At 64.4% G+C, this 18,025-nt stretch carries 13 protein-coding genes; 6 read left to right on the top strand and 7 right to left on the bottom strand.

Annotation, left to right across the window (positions count from 1 at the left end):
- Window positions 1-94: 94 nt before the first annotated feature.
- Both AT302_RS10710 and AT302_RS10705 read right to left on the bottom strand, forming a co-directional pair.
- Window positions 95-1,087: a sensor domain-containing diguanylate cyclase gene (locus AT302_RS10710; RefSeq protein ID WP_058378430.1), complete on the bottom strand. Its 993-nt coding sequence runs from the start codon at window positions 1,085-1,087 to the stop codon at window positions 95-97.
- Between the two features lie 117 nt (window positions 1,088-1,204).
- Window positions 1,205-2,389, bottom strand: a complete 1,185-nt coding sequence (locus AT302_RS10705; protein ID WP_058378429.1) for an acyltransferase family protein — start codon at window positions 2,387-2,389, stop codon at window positions 1,205-1,207.
- A gap of 298 nt (window positions 2,390-2,687) precedes the next feature.
- On the opposite strand from AT302_RS10705, the gene AT302_RS10700 reads away from it, so the two are divergent.
- Entirely contained in the window at window positions 2,688-3,413 is a 726-nt protein-coding gene (locus AT302_RS10700; RefSeq protein WP_237172115.1) for a phosphatase PAP2 family protein, read from the top strand.
- Between the two features lie 189 nt (window positions 3,414-3,602).
- Here AT302_RS10700 and AT302_RS10695 read toward each other — a convergent pair whose 3' ends face one another.
- Together AT302_RS10695 and phbB are read right to left on the bottom strand one after the other, a co-directional pair.
- Complete coding sequence (locus AT302_RS10695; RefSeq protein ID WP_058378428.1) at window positions 3,603-4,190, bottom strand: hypothetical protein; 588 nt, start codon at window positions 4,188-4,190, stop codon at window positions 3,603-3,605.
- Between the two features lie 52 nt (window positions 4,191-4,242).
- Window positions 4,243-4,986: an acetoacetyl-CoA reductase gene (phbB, locus tag AT302_RS10690; RefSeq protein WP_058378427.1), complete on the bottom strand. Its 744-nt coding sequence runs from the start codon at window positions 4,984-4,986 to the stop codon at window positions 4,243-4,245.
- 664 nt (window positions 4,987-5,650) lie between these two features.
- Here phbB and AT302_RS10685 point away from each other — a divergent pair.
- From AT302_RS10685 to AT302_RS10670, 4 genes are read left to right on the top strand one after another with little or no spacing between them, the layout of a single operon-like run.
- Window positions 5,651-6,916: an efflux RND transporter periplasmic adaptor subunit gene (locus AT302_RS10685; RefSeq protein WP_084656154.1), complete on the top strand. Its 1,266-nt coding sequence runs from the start codon at window positions 5,651-5,653 to the stop codon at window positions 6,914-6,916.
- A complete protein-coding gene (locus tag AT302_RS10680; protein ID WP_269466302.1) occupies window positions 6,913-10,185 on the top strand; it encodes an efflux RND transporter permease subunit in 3,273 nt (1,090 codons plus the stop codon). The genes AT302_RS10685 and AT302_RS10680 overlap by 4 nt, the downstream gene beginning before the upstream one ends.
- Window positions 10,182-11,780 carry an efflux transporter outer membrane subunit gene (locus AT302_RS10675; protein ID WP_064675065.1) on the top strand — a complete coding sequence of 533 codons (1,599 nt, stop codon included), beginning with the start codon at window positions 10,182-10,184 and terminating at the stop codon, window positions 11,778-11,780. Before AT302_RS10680 ends, AT302_RS10675 begins: the two co-directional genes overlap by 4 nt.
- Window positions 11,777-12,439, top strand: a complete 663-nt coding sequence (locus tag AT302_RS10670; protein ID WP_058378426.1) for a TetR/AcrR family transcriptional regulator — start codon at window positions 11,777-11,779, stop codon at window positions 12,437-12,439. The genes AT302_RS10675 and AT302_RS10670 overlap by 4 nt, the downstream gene beginning before the upstream one ends.
- A gap of 54 nt (window positions 12,440-12,493) precedes the next feature.
- Here the strand turns inward: AT302_RS10670 and AT302_RS10665 are convergent, their stop codons facing one another.
- A complete protein-coding gene (locus tag AT302_RS10665) occupies window positions 12,494-13,744 on the bottom strand; it encodes an MFS transporter (RefSeq protein WP_058380244.1) in 1,251 nt (416 codons plus the stop codon).
- A 181-nt stretch (window positions 13,745-13,925) separates the two neighbouring features.
- Window positions 13,926-15,452, bottom strand: a complete 1,527-nt coding sequence (locus tag AT302_RS10660) for an MFS transporter (protein ID WP_058378425.1) — start codon at window positions 15,450-15,452, stop codon at window positions 13,926-13,928.
- Window positions 15,453-15,614: 162 nt separating this feature from the next.
- Between AT302_RS10660 and AT302_RS10655 the strand changes: the two genes are divergently transcribed.
- Window positions 15,615-16,877 carry an NAD(P)/FAD-dependent oxidoreductase gene (locus tag AT302_RS10655; RefSeq protein WP_064675206.1) on the top strand — a complete coding sequence of 421 codons (1,263 nt, stop codon included), beginning with the start codon at window positions 15,615-15,617 and terminating at the stop codon, window positions 16,875-16,877.
- 81 nt (window positions 16,878-16,958) lie between these two features.
- On the opposite strand, the gene AT302_RS27240 is transcribed toward AT302_RS10655, so the two are convergent.
- A complete protein-coding gene (locus AT302_RS27240; protein WP_084656153.1) occupies window positions 16,959-17,912 on the bottom strand; it encodes a universal stress protein in 954 nt (317 codons plus the stop codon).
- Between the last annotated feature and the right edge of the window lie 113 nt (window positions 17,913-18,025).

Below are 18,025 nucleotides of genomic sequence, written 5' to 3'. Positions count from 1 at the left end.
GCGGGTTGCGTGCCGTTCAGCGGTAATTGGGACAATTCGCGCGCGATGAGTGACCTGAGGCGAGTGCCGGGCGAATCGAGTGGTCGGCGGCAGGTTAGCCGCGCGTCGTCGTGCGCGTTCGTTTGACGGCGTACATCGCCTCGTCGGCGCGGTCCATCAGTTCGGTCATCTCAGTGCCGTCGTCGGGCAGGATGGCAATGCCCACACTCACGCCCAATTCGAGCGAATTGCCTTCGAATTCGAACGGCGCACCGACTTGCTGCATCAGACGCTGCCGATGCGCTTCGGCATCTTCACGCGAATGCAGCCCCGGCAGGATCATGCCGAACTCGTCGCCACCGACGCGCGCCACCGTGTCGGAGCGGCGTGCGGACGCATGCATGCGCTCAGCGGCCGTACGAATGGCCGCGTCGCCTGCGCGATGGCCATACCGATCGTTGATCGGCTTGAGGCCATCCATGTCGATATTGAAAATGCCAAGCCGCTGCGACGAGCGCATGGCCAGATGAATCGCCTGACGCAAACGATCGTAGAACAGCGCACGGTTGGGCAATCCGGTGAGCGCGTCGTGTGTGGCTTGCAGATAAAGCTGACTCGTCTCGTAGCGCGCCGCGTGGAACATGGCGGCCGCGATGAGCTCGCTCATGAGTTCGAGCGTGCGCACGTCGGCGTCGGGAAATGCGCTTGGCGTGGGCGCAAATACCTTCAACACGCCCACGGTGGTGTCGAGGTGTCGCAACGGCGTGACGATCATCGAGCGCAACCCCACGCGACGGCAGGCCTCCCGGTCCACGCGGGGGTCCGTCTCGGAATCGTCACAGCGCAGAATGCTGCCGGTCTTAACGCACTGACCGGAGAGCGAACCGTCGCGAGACAACCGCATACCGAGCAGATCCGAGGCCACCCCCGAGGCGGCGCGGTAGACCATGTCGTCACCCTCGGCCAACTCGACCACGGCACCGTTGGCCTGGGTCAGGTCCTGCACACGCTCGGCAACAAATGACATCACACCACCGAGGTCGAGGCCCAGCTTGGCGATCTCGGTCTGCGCACGCACGATCTCGAGCAGCGTGGCACTTTCGGGCATCACATTAGCGACGGTCTGGCTCACTACGCGTCCTGTTCATCAAAGTACGGGAAACCAAGAATGTACCATCGGGCCGCGTGGTTACCCAATCGGGTCAAATCGAGATATTACGAAGGTTTACGCCGCTCCCGAGGCGATTTGCGGCGACGTGCGCCCCAGAATGCGCCGCGCGGCGGGACCGCTCACGTACCGGTGCAGCCACGCGCCGATGCCAGTGCAAATGACCACGACAGGCACATAAACAAGGAACGTCCAGCGCATGTCGCCGGCCATCAGTGCGAGATACGCCGGCGTGACAGCCAGCACCACGAACATGTGGCTCAGATAGATTTCGTAACTCCATCGACCCATCGCCGTGAGCCAGCCAAACCCGCGCGGCATGGCACGCGTCGAGCCATGTGCGGCCGCAAGCCAGCAAGCGGCGCTCGCGCAGAGCAGCAACATGATGTGGTCGTGCAGCAGCCGCCCCAGCACATCGCCGTAGAACACGACGGCGAGCAACCCTGCCAACGCCAGCCCGCCCACGACGCGCGCCAACACGCGCGGCAGCGTCACGCGCTGCATGAGCAGTGCCGTCAGCACCCCCCACGCGATCGCCGCCATACCGGGCAGGTAGGCCTTCTCCTGCCAGATTTCATTGCCTTGCAATGCCGCACGCGTCCACGGCAATGACAGTGCCAGTACGGTCAGTGCCAGCACACGCCACGGCCCGCGAACGACCAGACAAAACAGCGGGAAGGCCAGATAGAAACACTCCTCGATCGACAGCGACCACAACACATCCCACGCGCCGGGCAGCCAGTTGGTGCGTCCTTCGTACCAGTTCAGCGTCATGGTGAGCGCCGAGGCCAGCGCGCCGCCCAGCGTCTGACCGGGCTTGTTGATGATGAAACCGGGCACCGCGAGCCAATGCATCACGGCAAGGACCGCCAGCAACAACAAGAGCAGCGGGAAGATGCGCACCGCACGCAACGCATAGAAATTGCGCCAGCGAAACGCGAACGCGTCAAGCGAGCCGTAGCGTTCCAGCGAACGCCGCGTGATCACGAAACCGGAAATCACGAAGAACACGAACACGGCTTCGTAGCCGTTGAAGCTCAGACCGTCGATCACACGCTTGGGCAACACGTCGCCCAACAGGCTCGGGCCGAGCGGCAGGCGAAATCTGAGCGCGAGGTGATGCACCACGACGAAGAGAATGGACAAGCCGCGCAAGAGGTCGATGCCATCATTTCGGCTGCGCAGCGGCAGAGGTCGCGAGGGCGGCGCAAGTGCCGTCTTGCTCGCTTCGTTGAACACCATGAAGTCTCCTGATTCGATGCGTCGGGGGCCACATCAGCGGGCATCGTACTATGGCCGCTTGTGCGCTGAAACCCGTCGGATTCATGAGGTTGCCACGAGCACGCGGTCGATCGTCGTAACATTCGCAACCTGCCTGAATACGAATCCGTGTCGGCGTTCGAACGAATTGATGTGCGACGAGTCGGACGCGAAGCAAGCTGCCTTGACCGGCAGTCATGTGGTCCGAGCGCGGCGTCACGCGTAAGATAATGTTTTCGCCCGAAGCCCCCTGCTTCCGGGCCGCTTTTTGGTCGTCAAGTTGAACTTCTGGATCACCATCACCAATTTCGGTAGCGCCGCCGTGACCGTGCCTGCGGCGGCCGCCCTCACCGTCTGGCTGCTCGCGGCGCGCGCGTGGCGCACCGCATTCATCTGGGTCGCGCTGTTCGGCGCGGGCGCGCTCGTCGTGGCGGCATCGAAGGTCATGTTTCTCGGCTGGGGGCTCGGCGTGCGCGAGCTCGATTTCACCGGCGTGAGCGGCCACACGATGCTGGCGGCGACGGTCTATCCCGTGATCGCGTGGCTGCTGCTGCGCCGGCTCGCGTGGCCGTGGCGCGTGCTCGGCATGGCGCTCGCCAGTGCCGGCAGTGTGGCCGTCGGGGTGTCGCGGGTGGCGCTCTCGGCGCACTCGGTGTCGGAAGCCGTCGCGGGCTGTGTCGTGGGCTTTATCGTCTGGGCTGCCTTTGCGTGGCTGACACGCCACGACGACGCGCCCAATCTCAAGACGTTGCCAATGGCCGCGAGCCTCTTCGTACTCGTGATGTGGTTGCACGGGGAGCGCGTGCCGACGCAGCGCTGGATAACGCACATCGCGCTCAATTTGTCGGGACGCGATCACCCGTTCCGCCGGGCCAGTTGGCACGCACGCAAGCCGGTCGTGCCGCCCGTCACACCGTCGATTGCACCGTCGACTACACCGCCGGTGACACCCTCCGTCGCCCCGGGGAAGACCTCCACCCCAGTGGCGCCTGCGGCCGCACGCTAGCGCACTCGCGGCCTTGCATTGCTCGTCAGAAAGGCGTCCGCCATGACCATGGACAGTTCGTGGTGGCCTCCATGACAGGGCATGGCAGGTGTGGGAGGTGTGGGAGGCTTGGCTACTGGCGCAGGGCCGCGGCGAGCGTGTCGCCGCGCCCTGGCCACCGGGGCGCGATCTTGGCGATGCGCCCGGAACTTACGTGCTCGAACGGTGAGCGTGGCCACCGCGCTTGGGCGGCACGCGTCCATTAAGCGGCGACTGACTCGACACCGCCGCCTCGGTCGCTTGTGCCGCTTCTGTCGACATGCGACGCCACGCGTCCATCGTGCCTTGCGTGGCCTCGTTGAACGCCTGGAACCACTTCTGTAGCGGCGCCTCAACGGCCTTGGCCGCTTCGCCTGCGGCAGTCCCCGCACCGATCAGATCGGGCAGCGTCATCGCACCGGCCATGCCGTGCTGCAACTCTTCGCCCGTGGTACGGCAATGCTCGGCCCACAGCAACTGGTTGTTGGCACACACGGCCAGCCACTCTCGCCAGAACTCGTTCTGTTGCGCGAGCTGGCCGTTGAGCAGTTGCAGATGCGCGGTCATCAACGTGTTGAAATCCTGCGCGCCGCCGAGCGTCTTGGCAGCTTCGGCATGGGCCTTGAGCAACTCGGTATCGCGCTGTGCCTGCAACTGGTGCATGCGCTGTGCGGCTTCCAGCATGATGCCGTAAGCCCCCAGCGTATTTGCCGTGCCGAGTTTGACCAATGCCAATGCCGGATTCGTTTCCTTGGACATCTTGACTCTCCTGAATAAACACCTGTGAGCGTGAACATGGCGAGTCCGCCACTCACTCCATGTGCATACCGCCGTTGATTGCCAGATTGCTGCCAGTGATAAAACCCGCGTCGTCTGACACGAGAAACGCGACCAGCGCCGCCACTTCATCGGGACGCCCGAGCCGGCCCACCGGAATTTGCGGCAGGATGCGCGCTTCGAGCACATCTTGCGGCACCGCCGTGACCATCTTCGTGGCGAGATACCCGGGCGAGACCGTGTTGACCGTCACCCCCGACTTCGCGACTTCCAGCGCCAGCGACTTGGTAAAGCCATGCATGCCCGCCTTGGCGGCGGCATAGTTCGCCTGACCAAACGCGCCACGGCTGCCGTTGACCGATGAAATATTGACGATGCGGCCCCAGCCGCGCGCGACCATGCCGCCAAAGAGCGGGCGCGCCATATTGAAGACGCTGTCCAGATCGGTGCGCAATACCGACTGCCAGTCTTCCGGCGTCATCTTGCGCATGGAGCTATCGCGCGTGATACCGGCATTGTTGATGAGAATATCGACCGGACCGGTATCGGACTCCACCGCTTTCACGCAGGCCTCGCACGACGCGTAATCGGCGACATCGACGCGATAGGCTTCAAAATTTCGCCCGATCTCCCGCATCCGGGATACCCATCCCTCGCAATCGTGATTCTGGGGAGAACAGGTGACTGCCACGCGATATCCGGCGTCCGCCAGACGCAGGCTGATCGCTTCACCCAATCCGCCCATACCGCCTGTCACCAATGCAATACGTGTTGTCATAGCTATCCGTCTCTCGTTAACGTTGTGGATCGTTAAACTTCGGATACATTCAGCATAGCCGGGAAAAACCGGCCCGCTGGCGCATTCGACGCCTCGGCGTGCCCTGTGCTTGACCTCGCGCAAACCCGCGAAAAATGATGATCAAGCGGTATTGCCGACTTCTCGGCATGCCGGTCTTCGTGATTCGCCGGACCGCCGCATCTCGTGACGTCACCAGTCGTTGCAACTGGCCCGAGTGCGACTCATCGCATGTGACAACGTTCCTCGATTGCGACAATTTGTCTTCAACCGGGTGCCCGCTCGGGGGCCTCGCGGCGGCTCGCCATCATCGACTTTTTTGCATACGATGAGTGACCGCGCCTTAGTGCTCGTACGAGTGATCGTACTCCAAAACAATTCGTTGGTTGGCCTTTCACCGGCCCCGGTCAACATTCCCAATGGGCGCTCCCTATCGATAGTCACAGGGAGCATCGACGCCCGTTGCAGGCCGCTCGCAATCCATATATCATCGCCCGTAGATTTAATTTGGATCTTGCTGATTTGACTGGTGATTTGCCCGTGTGAGCCACGGGCGGCGCCGCTCGGGCGGTCTGACGGCCTGCCCGGATTCACGCGAGATTGCCCCGGATTCCTCACCTTGTGACACCTTGTGAGTTACGCGCGCATGTTGCCTTCTCTGCCTGCCAACGCTTCTCGTCGCCGCCGGTTTGCCCTGGCGCTCACCACCACGGCCATTGCCGTCGCCGCGCTGGCCGCCTGCTCGCGCAAGGCGCCGCCCGAGCCACCACCGCGTCCGGTGGTCGCGATGGCAGCGAAAACCGCTGAACAGACGCCCATTGCGTCACTCCCCGCCCAGATCGAAGCCCGTTACGCCACGCCGCTGTCGTTTCGCGTGGCCGGCAAGATCATTGACCGCTCGGTACGGCTCGGTGATGCGGTGAAGGCCGGTCAGGTCGTCGCGCGTCTCGACCCGGCGGATCTGTCGAAGAACGCCGCCAGCGCACGGGCTCAGCTCGACGCCGCCCAGCATCAGCTCGACTATGCGACGCAGACCGTCACGCGTGATCGCGCGCAAGCAAAAGAAAGCCTGATTGCCCCCGCCCAGTTGGAACAGTCGGAAAACGCTTACGCGAGCGCACTCGCGCAGCGTAATCAGGCAACCCAGCAGGCCGCGTTGGCCGGTGACCAGTTGAGTTACGGCAACCTCAAGGCCGACCGCGACGGCGTGATCACCGCCGAGCAGGCCGACACCGGACAAAACGTCAGCGCCGGCCAACCGGTCTATCAACTCGCGTGGACGGGCGACGTCGACGTGATTGCCGACGTGCCCGAGGTCGCGCTCGGCGCATTCCGCATCGGCCAGATGGCGACCGTCTCGCTGCCGGCCATGCCGGGCAAGACGTGGCAGGCCCGGGTGCGCGAAGTCGCCCCGGCAGCCGACCCGCAAAGCCGCACGTATCGCGCCAAACTCTCGCTGCTTTCCCCCGGCCCCGATGTGAAGCTCGGCATGACGGCGAATGTCGCCTTTGCCCAGCCGCTGCCGGGTAGCGTCGCGGCACCTGCCGCCGCTGCCATGTCGGCGTCTGCACCGACGGCTGCCGCGCCGTCCACGGCCAGCGGTGCCGCTGCGGGCGGTGGTGCCGACACCACCACCGCTGCCACCGCCGCCATCCCCGCAGGACCGGCGATCACGTTACCGTCCACTGCCCTCTTCCACGATGGCAATCTGCCCGCCGTCTGGGTGGTCAAGCAGGACGACACGCTGGTGCTGCGTCGCGTGAAGGTCGCCCGCTACGGCGAGCGCACGGTGACAGTGGCCGGTGGCATCCAGCCGGGCGAGCGCATCGTCTGGCAAGGCGTGCATACCGTGACCGCGGGCGAAAAGGTTCGCGTGGTGGCACCGCTGCACCCTGAGGACTTCGCGTCATGAGCGCGCAGGACGGGAAGCCACCCGTGCCCCAGACGCCAGACACGCCACCGCCCGCCGAGCCACACGATTTCCGTCACGAAGAAGGGAGCTTCAACCTTTCGGCGTGGGCGCTGCGTCACCGCGCGCTCGTGGTGTTTCTCATCGCGATGGCGACGATCTTCGGCATTCTTGCGTACTCGCGTCTCGCGCAGTCCGAAGACCCGCCATTCACCTTCCGTGTGATGGTGATCCGCACGTTCTGGCCGGGCGCCACCGCCAAACAGGTGCAGGAACAGGTCACCGACCGCATCGCGCGCAAGTTGCAGGAAATGCCGTCGATCGACTTCCAGCGCAGCTATTCGCGCCCCGGCGAGTCGTTGCTGTTCTTCTCGATGAAGGACTCGGCACCCGCCAGCGAAGTGCCGGAGGAGTGGTATCAGGTTCGCAAAAAGGTCGGCGACATTGCCTACACGTTGCCGGCCGGCGTGCAGGGGCCGTTCTTCAACGACGAGTTCGGCGACGTCTACACCCACATCTTCACGCTCGAAGGCGATGGCTTCGGCCCTGCCCAGTTGCGCGACTACGCCGACGCGCTGCGCACCGTGCTGCTACGCGTGCCCGGTGTTGCCAAGGTCGATTACTTCGGTGATCAGGACCAGCGCATTTATGTCGAAATCAGCAACACTCAACTCACCCGCCTCGGCATCTCGCCGAATCAGATTGCCGAAGCGGTCAACGGCCAGAACGCCGTATCGCCTGCTGGCACCATCGAAGCCCCCAACGATCGCGTTGTCGTGCGCCCGAGCGGCCAGTTCCGTGACGTGCAGGCGCTTGCCGACACGCTGATCCGCGTGAACAACCGGACGTTCCGGCTTGGCGACATTGCCACGATCAAGCGCGGTTACGTCGACCCGCCGGTCACGGAAATGCGCTTCGCGGGCAAGCCCGTGCTCGGCATCGGCATCACCATGCAGAAGGGACAGGACGTCGTTCACCTTGGCAAAGCGCTGGCCAGCACCATGACCGATCTGCGGGCGCAGTTGCCCGCCGGGCTCAAGCTCACCGAAGTAGCAAGCATGTCGCAATCGGTGTCGCACTCGGTCGACGACTTCCTCGAAGCCGTGGCCGAAGCGGTGGCCATCGTGCTGGTTGTGAGTCTGCTGTCGCTGGGATTCCGCACCGGTATGGTGGTGGTGATTTCGATTCCGGTCGTGCTCGCCGTCACGTCGCTGTTCATGTACATCTTCGACATCGGCCTGCACAAGGTGTCGCTCGGCACGCTGATTCTGGCGCTGGGCCTGCTGGTCGACGACGCCATTATTGCGGTCGAAATGATGGCCGTGAAGCTCTCGCAGGGCTGGAATCGCAAACGCGCCGCTGCGTTTGCCTACACCAGCACCGCGTTCCCGATGCTCACCGGCACGCTCGTGACCGTGGCGGGCTTCCTGCCGATCGCGCTGGCGAAGTCGAGCACCGGTGAGTACACGCGCTCGATCTTTGAGGTCTCGGCCATTGCGCTGCTGGCGTCGTGGCTCGCGGCCGTGGTGCTGATTCCGCTGCTCGGCTACAAGCTGTTGCCCGAGCGCAAGCGCGAGGCCCATCACGGCGACGATCACGAGCATGAGGTCTACGACACCAAGTTCTACAACCGCCTGCGCGGCTGGCTGACGTGGTGTATCGAGCGAAAAATCGTCGTACTGGTGATCACCGTCGTGCTGTTCCTGATCGCGATGGCGGGCTTCTCGCTGATTCCGCAGCAGTTCTTCCCGAGTTCGGACCGGCCCGAGTTGATGGTCGACCTGCGCTTGCAGGAAGGCGCGTCGTATCAGGCCACGCTGCGCGAAACCGAACGCCTCGAAAAACTGCTCGAAGGCCGCAAGGAAATCGATCACACGGTCAGCTTTGTCGGCACCGGTGCGCCACGCTTCTACCTGCCGCTCGATCAGCAACTGCCCACGCCCAACTTCGCGCAACTGGTCGTCACGGCCAAGTCAGTAGAAGACCGTGAAGCCTTGGCGCAGTGGCTCGAACCCAAACTGCGGGAAGCGATGCCGGGTGTTCGCACCCGCCTCTCGCGTCTCGAAAACGGGCCGCCGGTCGGCTTTCCGGTGCAGTTCCGTGTGAGCGGCGACGACATCGGCACCGTGCGCAAGATCTCCGAGCAGGTGGCGGACGTCATGCGTGCCAACGGCGACACCGTCGATGTGCAATTCGACTGGGACGAGCCGTCGCAACGCTCGGTGCGCTTCGAAGTCGATCAGCAGAAGGCACGCGCGCTGGGCGTGAGTTCGTCGGACATCGCGAACTTCATCGCCATGACGCTCACGGGCTACGACATGAGCCAGTACCGCGAGCGCGACAAGCTGATCGCAATCACGCTGCGCGCGCCGAAGACCGAACGCATGGACCCGGCCAAGCTCGCCACGATGGCGATGCCGACGCCGAACGGTCCGGTGCCGCTGGCGACGCTCGGCCATGTGGTCGACGATCTGGAATACGGTGTGATCTGGGAACGCGACCGTCAGCCGACGATTACCGTGCGCTCGGACGTGCGCGCAGGCAAGCAAGGGATCGATGTGACCGAGGCTGTCTACAAGAAGCTCGGCGATATTCGCAAGGCTCTGCCGGTCGGATATCGCATCGAAATCGGCGGCTCGGTGGAAGAGTCGGGCAAGGGGCAGTCGTCGATCATGGCGCAGATGCCAATCATGATCATCGTCGTGCTCACGCTGCTGATGATTCAGCTTCAGAGCTTCGCCCGTACCATGCTGGTGGTGCTCACCGCGCCGCTCGGCATGATCGGCGTGGTCGCTACGCTGCTGCTGTTCGGCAAGCCATTCGGGTTTGTCGCCATGCTCGGTGTGATTGCCATGTTCGGCATCATCATGCGCAACTCGGTGATTCTGGTCGATCAGATCGAGCAGGACGTGGCGGCCGGACACCCGCGTTTTGACGCCATCGTCAGCGCGACGGTACGACGCTTCCGGCCGATCACGCTGACCGCTGCGGCCGCGGTGCTCGCCCTCATCCCGCTGTTGCGCAGCAACTTCTTCGGTCCGATGGCAACCGCGCTGATGGGCGGTATCACCAGCGCCACCGTGCTGACCGTGTTTTTCCTGCCCGCGTTGTATGCCACGGCGTTCCGCGTGCGACATGACGAACGTGCCTCGCATGCGCCGACCGGTTCGAGTGGCCCGGATGGCCCGGATGGCCCCGATGGCCCCGATGGCCCCGTTAATCCGCCCGCCAGTGCGCACGACAACGGCATTCCGCAAGGAGACCGCTCATGACCCCGCGCTTCACTTTGCGATTCGCCTTGCGCCCAGCCGCGAAACCCGCTGTGCGCCGATATGCACCACTCGCCGCCCTGCTCCCCTTGTGGCTCGGTGCATGCTCGTTCGCACCAAGCGACAAGCCGCCCGTCATGCCCTCGCCTGCCCATTACGGCACCAACGCCTTGCCTGAGCGAACGGAAACGGCGCAGGGTACGTCACAGCAGTTCGACGTTGGGGCGGCGCCGGTCAAAGCGTGGTGGCAAGCCTACCGTTCGGACAAGCTCAATGCGCTGGTGGAGGAAGGCTTGCGCAACAGCCCGAATCTGTCGGCTGCCGATCATGCATTGCAAGCCGCGCGCGAGCAGTTGAAGGCGCAGATCGGCTCGTCGCTGTTCCCGTCGATCGACATCGGTGGCGAAGCGGCGCGCGAGCGCAATCTCGGCATCCCGACGTTCGGGCCGCCCACGGCGCTGTACAACATGTTCGTGGGTCAGATTCAGGCGCGCTACACGTTCGACTTCTTCGGCGCGTCGCGCTTTGCCAATGCGTCGCTGGCGGCGCAAGTCGATCAGCAGGCATTCCAGTTGGAAGCGTCGCGCCAAGCCTTGGCGGCCAATATCGTTGCCGGGACCATCAGCGCATCGGTGCTCGGTGCGCAGGTCAAGGCCACGGAGCGGCTGGTCGATCTTGCACAGGCCGATGCCAACGAAATGGCGCGCCGCGAAGTCCTCGGTGCCGTATCGCGCTCCGACGCGTTGTCGTCCGCCCAGAATGCCGAGTCGCTTGCCGCCTCGCTGCCGGGTTTGCGAGCGCAGTGGCAATCTACCCGTCACGCGCTGGCCGTGCTGCTGGGCCGCACGCCCGATCAGGCACCCGATGACTTGCCGTTAGGGGAGTTGCGTGTGCCGCAATCGGTGCCGGTCGCCGTGCCGTCGACATTGCTGCAAACGCGTCCGGACATTCAGGCGGCGGAAATGGCGCTCAAGGCCGCATCGGCCGAGGTTGGCGTGGCGACGGCCCAGATGTTCCCGAGCCTGTCGCTCACGGCGTCGATGGGCAAAGGCGGCTTCAACTGGCCGACGGTGATGTCGAATGCCGGTTCGCTGTGGAGCATTGCCGCGTCGATCTCGCAGCCGATTTTCCACGGCGGGGCCCTGCTCGCCCAGCGGCGCGCGGCACAAGCCACGTATGAGGCCGCCGTCGATCAGTACAAGCAGACAGTGCTCACCGCGTTCAAGAACGTGGCCGACACCCTCGCCTCGCTCGACGCGGACAACACGTCGCTGCGGCATGCGGATAATGCGAGCGCTGCGGCCGAGCAGGTGTACCGCGACACGGTCGCGCGCGTGAGGCTTGGTGCGTTGCCCACGTCGGCGGCGCGGGGCCGCGAGCAGCAGTACTGGAACGCCTATATGACGACAGTGCGTGCAACCGGCGCGCGTTTGTCGGATACTGCGCTCCTGTTTTATGCGATGGGCGTGCCGCCCGAGCCAACGGGCGACGCTGCCAAAACCCCAACCTCACCGGCACCGGTGAATGGGGCGAAGGCTGGCGCGGTGGGAGAAGCCGAGGGACAGGCACGCACGTCGCAAGACGTTGCGAGACGATGACTGCCACACCCATTACGCGGGGCCGACGCCCCAAACACCTGCCCGATGGCCGCGCGGCGCTGCTCGCTGCTGCCATCGAGGCTTTCGCGCAGCTTGGCTACGATGGCGCGAACCTGCGCGGGATTGCCCGGGCGGCGAAGGTCGACGCCAGCCTCGTGCGCGTGCATTTCGGTTCGAAGGAACAGTTATGGCGCGCGTGCGTCGATACGCTCGAGGCTGCGCTCACCGAGCCGGCCGAACAGATGCGCGCGCTCTCGCTCGACACATCCCGCCCGGTCACCGACCGGCTGAAGGAAGCGATTGCCATCGTTGCCGCGCATGCGATTCGCCATCCCGAGCACAAGCAGTTCATTGCGCAGCACGCGGCGGAAACTGGCGAGCGCGGCGCGACGCTGCACCGCCAGTTGGTGATGCCGGTCTACGACTGCATGGAACCGCTGATCGTGCAGGGGATGGAAGCCGGTGTGGTGCGCGCCGAGCATCCGGCCATGTACTTCTGCCTGCTAGTGCACGCGCTGCATCCGCCGCCCGGCTCGCCCGTGCTGATGCAACTGATCGCGCCGCAAGTGGGCGGCGATGCCTTTGGCCCGGCGCTGATCAATCAGGTGGAAATGTTGTTCTTTGCGACGCCGAATGCTGCCACGCCGTCAAAGGCGTGATCCGGTCAGCCGACGCCAACTGGCATCGGCTGACGGTTCTCACTGAATAACGCACTACCGCACCGCCGCTCCCGGCGGCAAGCCGTCCGCTGGCGCTTCGGCCGTCGTTGTCAGCACCACGCCACGGCGCTCTCGGCCAAAACCAATCATCACGGCAATCACCACCGCCACCGTCCCCGCGACAATTGCCATTGCCAGACCGAAGTTGCCGTCATGCGCTTTCGCAATGGTGGTCTGCAAATTGGCGTTCACCGACGCAAACAGATTCCCCAACTGATACACCAGCCCCGGGAACGTCGCGCGAATCTCGTCAGGCGACAGTTCGTTCAAGTGCGCCGGAATCACCCCCCATGCGCCCTGCACCGAAATCTGCATCAGGAACGCGCCGACGGCAAGCAACACCGCACCGCTGGAAAACGCCCACAACGGCAACACCGGCAGCGCAATGAGTGCCGCAATCACGATGGCACGCCGCCGCCCGATCTTCTCCGAAATCGCCCCGAAAAAGAGCCCGCCGATAATCGCGCCGATGTTGTACGTGATGGCGATCCAGCTCACCGTGTGCGGCAAGAACTTGTGCTGCACTTGCAGGAAGGTCGGATACAGATCCTGCGTGCCATGCGAGAAGAAGTTGAACGCCGTCATCAGCACGATGGCGTACAACGCCAGCTTCCAGTCTCTCGCCAACACCTGAAGCAGGTTCGCGCGTGGCGTCGCCGCTTGCGTCGTGCCCTTCTGCCATGCAGGCGACTCGGGGACATGCCGCCGGATGTAGAACACCAGCAGCGCCGGCAGCACACCGACAAAGAACATGCCGCGCCAACCAATGCTCTCGTAGAACAAGCCGTAGACGACGGACGCGAGCAGATAGCCGCTCGGATACCCTGCCTGCAACAACCCGGACACAATGCCGCGTGAATGCGTCGGCACACTCTCCATCGTGAGCGCCGCCCCCACGCCCCACTCGCCGCCCATCGCGATACCGAAGAGCGCGCGCAGTATCAGCAGTACGGTGAGACTTGGCGCGAACCCCGAGGCCAGCTCCAGCAACGCATACAACAAGACGCTCGCCATCATCGCCGGACGTCGGCCGAACCGGTCACCCAGCCGTCCGAAGATCAGTGCTCCCACCGGGCGCATCGCCAATGTCAGCAGCAGCGCAAACGCCACACTGCCCAGTTCGGTGTTGAACTCCTTCGCGATGTCCTTCAACACGAACACCATCAAAAAGAAATCGAACGCGTCGAGCGTCCACCCCAAATAGCTTGCCGTTACCACATGCTTCTGTTGACTCGTCCAGGCCATGGTGTCTCCTTCGTCGGCGGCAATGTGTGCGACGAAACCCACTCTACTCCTCAATTTGCGGACACGTAAAAGGACCCCGGCATCGCTTCGGAACCCGCATGAATACGGGCTCTGGCCTTGATTGACGGGGGTTTCACCTGTTGTAACGTTTTGCTGTGCAGCGCAGCAAATTGACGTGATTTCAGCGCAACGCGCGCTGCACCACAGCGATGATGGCGACGCCCGCACAGACGAAAGCGAGCAGCGCAAACAGGTTGCTCGCCGCGAGCAGCAACGCCTGCTGATCGATGAGTTGCGAGAGCCGTGCGAGCTCAGCCGCATCGGTATCGGGGGGCAGAGAAAACGGCGTGATGTTGCCGACCAGTTGGGTGCGCGCCATCGCCTCGCCGTACTGCAACCAGAGACTCGCCACACCGGTGCCGCCCGCCGTCACGATCTGCCGCACGATGTTTTTGAACTGATACGCGTGGGCAAAATCGTCGACGGTGAACTCGCGATACGTAAGCCCCGCGACCAGCGCCAGAATGAACGGCGTGGTCATCTGTTGCAGCAACATCGCTTCGAGCACGAGCGGTAACGACACACCCGGCATCATGCGCTGCGACGCCAGCCACGCGGCCGCAGCAAACATCACATAGCCAAGCGCAATCCAACGCCGCTGCCCGACCAGATGCTGGTTCCCATAGGTGAACGCCGTCATGGCAGCAAAGCCGATAAGCCCGGCCACCGTAATCGCCGTCCCGGTCGACTGAAAGGTAAAGCCGAGCCCCGTCTGCAACGTGGTCGGCAGCACGTAGTTCCAGAGCCCGTTCAGGAAGTAATACAGCGCGTAGAAGCCCAGACCGACCAGATAGCGCCGCCCGATCAGGCGCTTCGGATCGAGCCACGGGTCGGGATGGCGGTGTTGATGCAGAAACACGCAACCAATGAGCGCCAAACCGATGATGGGCGTGAGCGCCACCGACGGTGAGCTGCGGATCTCGTAGAAGCGCAAGTCGCCGAGGCCATGCAGCAGAACCAGCGCACCCGCGCCGAGAAACACCACGGTGACCCAGTCCATGCCGCCCACGTCGAGCTGCCATGGCGCAAGCGACGCTTCGAGCCTGCGCGGGTAAGTCAGCGCCACGAGCAGCAGCGTCGCCAGCGCAAGCACCACCTGCACGACGAAGATGACGCGCCAGCTGACATCCTGCATCAGCATCGACGTGACCCACGGCGCCAGCGCGGCAAGCCCGATACCGCCCGTATTGAAGCCCATGAACAGCGGCTTGCGCTCTTCACGCTCGGCGGCCAATTGGATGATGATGCGCGATGCGGAGAACAGGCCACCCGCACCGAGCCCCTGTACGGCTTTCGCCAGCGCGAGTTCGGTTGGGGTATTGCTGACGGCACACAAGCCAGCGCCAATGGCCGCGATGATGAGCCCCAGCAGCGTGAAGCCGCGATAGCTCAGGTCGCGTGCAATGCGTCCGAGCACCAGATTGGCGACGGTCGCGGCTGCCGCGTACGCGGTCAGACTCCAGAGAAAGTCTTCCGGCGACGCGTGTATGCCGCCCCGGATGTGCGTGCCGCCAATCCCCATCATCGACGAGGCGACGAAATCGACACCGGTCGAACACCCCAGCGCGAACGCAAACAAATACACCTGCGGCGCAGAAAGCTCGGGGTGCTTCGACAACAGCGGGCGGCCGGCACGGTCACTTGCCATCGCAGCTCCTGGGGCCTGTTCCGGAAGGGGGACGCAACGCCATCTTACCGGTATCGCGCGGCCCAGTGACGGGTGCAATGCGGGTGCAATGCGGGTGCAATACCGACGCAATGCATTACACTGGCGGCCAAACTCCAACGCTACTTCCACATGTCCGAAGCAATGACTCCTACCACTGTCATCCTCGGCGCCGGTCAAGCCGGCGGCGAAACCGCGCTCGCGCTGCGTGCGCTTGGCTACACCGGCCGCATCGTACTCGCCGGCAGCGAGACCCATCTGCCCTACCGCCGCCCGCCGCTCTCGAAGGCGTTTCTGGCCGGTCAGGCCGACGAAGCCAGCCTGCTCATTCGCCCGGCCGACGCCTGGGAGAAGGCAGAGATCGACGTGCGTCTCGGCGTCACGGCTACCGCCGTCGACCGCGCGGCACGCACGGTGACGTTCGACGACGGCCAGACGCTTGGCTACGATCACTTGGTGCTGGCACTGGGCGGTCGCGTGCGCCGTCTGCCGATGCCGGGCGGTGACGCCGCCAACGTCTACTATCTGCGCGACATCGCCGACGCCCAGCGCCTGCGCGAAGCGCTCACCCCCGGCAAGCGCGTGATCGTGGTCGGCGGCGGTTATATCGGTCTGGAAGTCGCGGCAAGCGCCGTCAAAGCCGGAACGACGGTTACCGTGCTCGAAGCCGCGCCACGCCTGCTCGCGCGCGTGGCCGAAGCCGATCTGGCCGACTTCTTCGCGACGCTGCATCGCGAGAACGGCGTGAACGTGCAAGTGGGTGTCGGCGTGTCCGCCCTCGAACAGGATGCGAACGGTCAGGTCGTGGCCGTGGTCGCCGGTGAGCAGCGTCTGCCCGCCGATGTGGTGGTGGTCGGTATCGGCGTATTGCCGAACGCCGAGCTTGCGCAGGCCGCCGGTCTCGCGGTGGACAACGGCATCGTGGTCGACGAGTTCGCCCGTACGAGCGATCCGGCCATTCTGGCCGTGGGTGACTGTGCCCATCACGAACACCCGGCGCTGGGCCGCCGTATTCGTCTGGAATCGGTGCCGAGCGCGAGCGAAATGGCCAAGGTGGCCGCGAGCGTCGTGCATGGCGATGCACCGAAGGCCGTCGCCACCGCACCGTGGTTCTGGTCGGATCAGTTCAACGCGAAGTTGCAAATGGTCGGCATGACGGAAGGCCACGACGCCGTGGTCGAGCGCCGCCTGCCGGACGCTCAGGGCGCTGCCGTGTTCATGCTGTTTTATCTGCGCGACGGCGCCGTCGTGGCCGCCGCCAGCATCAACCGCGCGCAGGAATTCCTCGCCGCCCGCGAGCTGGTCGGCCGCCGTGCCGTGATCGACCCGGCCCGTCTGGCCGATGCCGCCACGCCGCTCAAGACGCTGGTCGCCGAGTTGTCGACGGCTGGCAATTCAGCCGCCTGAAGTTGGACGACTGAGATTAGACGACCGGATGTCGCTCGCTGAAGGTAGTCACACGTTTTCCACCGCGTGACCTGAATCGCTTCAGGTCTGCGCGGGCGGAGCAACGTGCGGCGCTTGCGCCGGCAATAGCAGGACCGGCCTGCCCGCATGGCGGGCCGTATCTTCCGCCACGCTGCCCAGCGTGAAGCGTCGAAAGCCGCGTCGGCCGTGGGTGCCGAGCACGATGAGATCGGCATCGGCGTCTCGGCCCGCCGCGATGATCTGATCGGCCACCCCTTCGCCCACCGGCTGAATCTCTCGTATTTCCACTTCCCCCGGCACTTCCGCTTCACGCATGCGCTGTGTAGCCCACCCGCGCACCTGCTCGCCCACCGCGCGTACGGCTTCGAGCATCGGCTCGGGGTCGAAGCCCGCCAAGAAGGGGCCGGGCAAGTCCAATACGTGCACCACGCGCAATGTCGCGCCGTGGGTGCGCGCCAGCGTCAGCGCATAGTCGAAGGCACGCCGCGATGTTTCGCTCGCGTCGAGCGCTACCAGCACGCGCTCGTAATGGCCGCCGGCGCGTAGCGGCAGATGCGCCCGCGCCTCACCCGCGACAAGCATCACCGGCACCAATGCATTTCGCAGAATCTGTTCAGCCACGCTGCCTAGCATGGCGCGTCGCACGCCGCTGCGCCCATGCGTGCCGACGATGATGATGTCGGCCGCCCATTCGTTGGCCTCGCGCGTCATCGCTTCGGGCACCGTTTCGCCGGTCGTGCGCAGATCCAGCAGATGCGCCTGCGCATCGAACCCTTCTTCACGCAGGTAGAGCACGGCGCGCGCCAGATGCTCTTCACCCTCGCGTTGCATGTCGCGGCGCACCTGTTCCAGATCGATGAGTTTGCCGAATGCGGACGTCAGCAGGTTGACCGGATCTTCCACCGTGTGAATGACACGGATCGCATCGCCACTACGCGCAAAAGCCGCCGCCTCGCGCAGCGCACGACGCGATGACTCGCTGCCGTCAGTGGCAAGCAGAATGCGTTTGGTCATGAGCAGCCTCGCTGGGAAAGAGAGAGGGGGCGTCGCGCGGCACCCGCCGTTTCAGCAGGCAAACCACGCGACGTCCCCTCCACTATACCGCCCGATAGGTGACCAAGACCACC

This window comes from Pandoraea norimbergensis, from assembly GCF_001465545.3.
GTDB lineage: Bacteria > Pseudomonadota > Gammaproteobacteria > Burkholderiales > Burkholderiaceae > Pandoraea > Pandoraea norimbergensis.
This window is presented reverse-complemented; position numbering and strand designations above follow the sequence as displayed.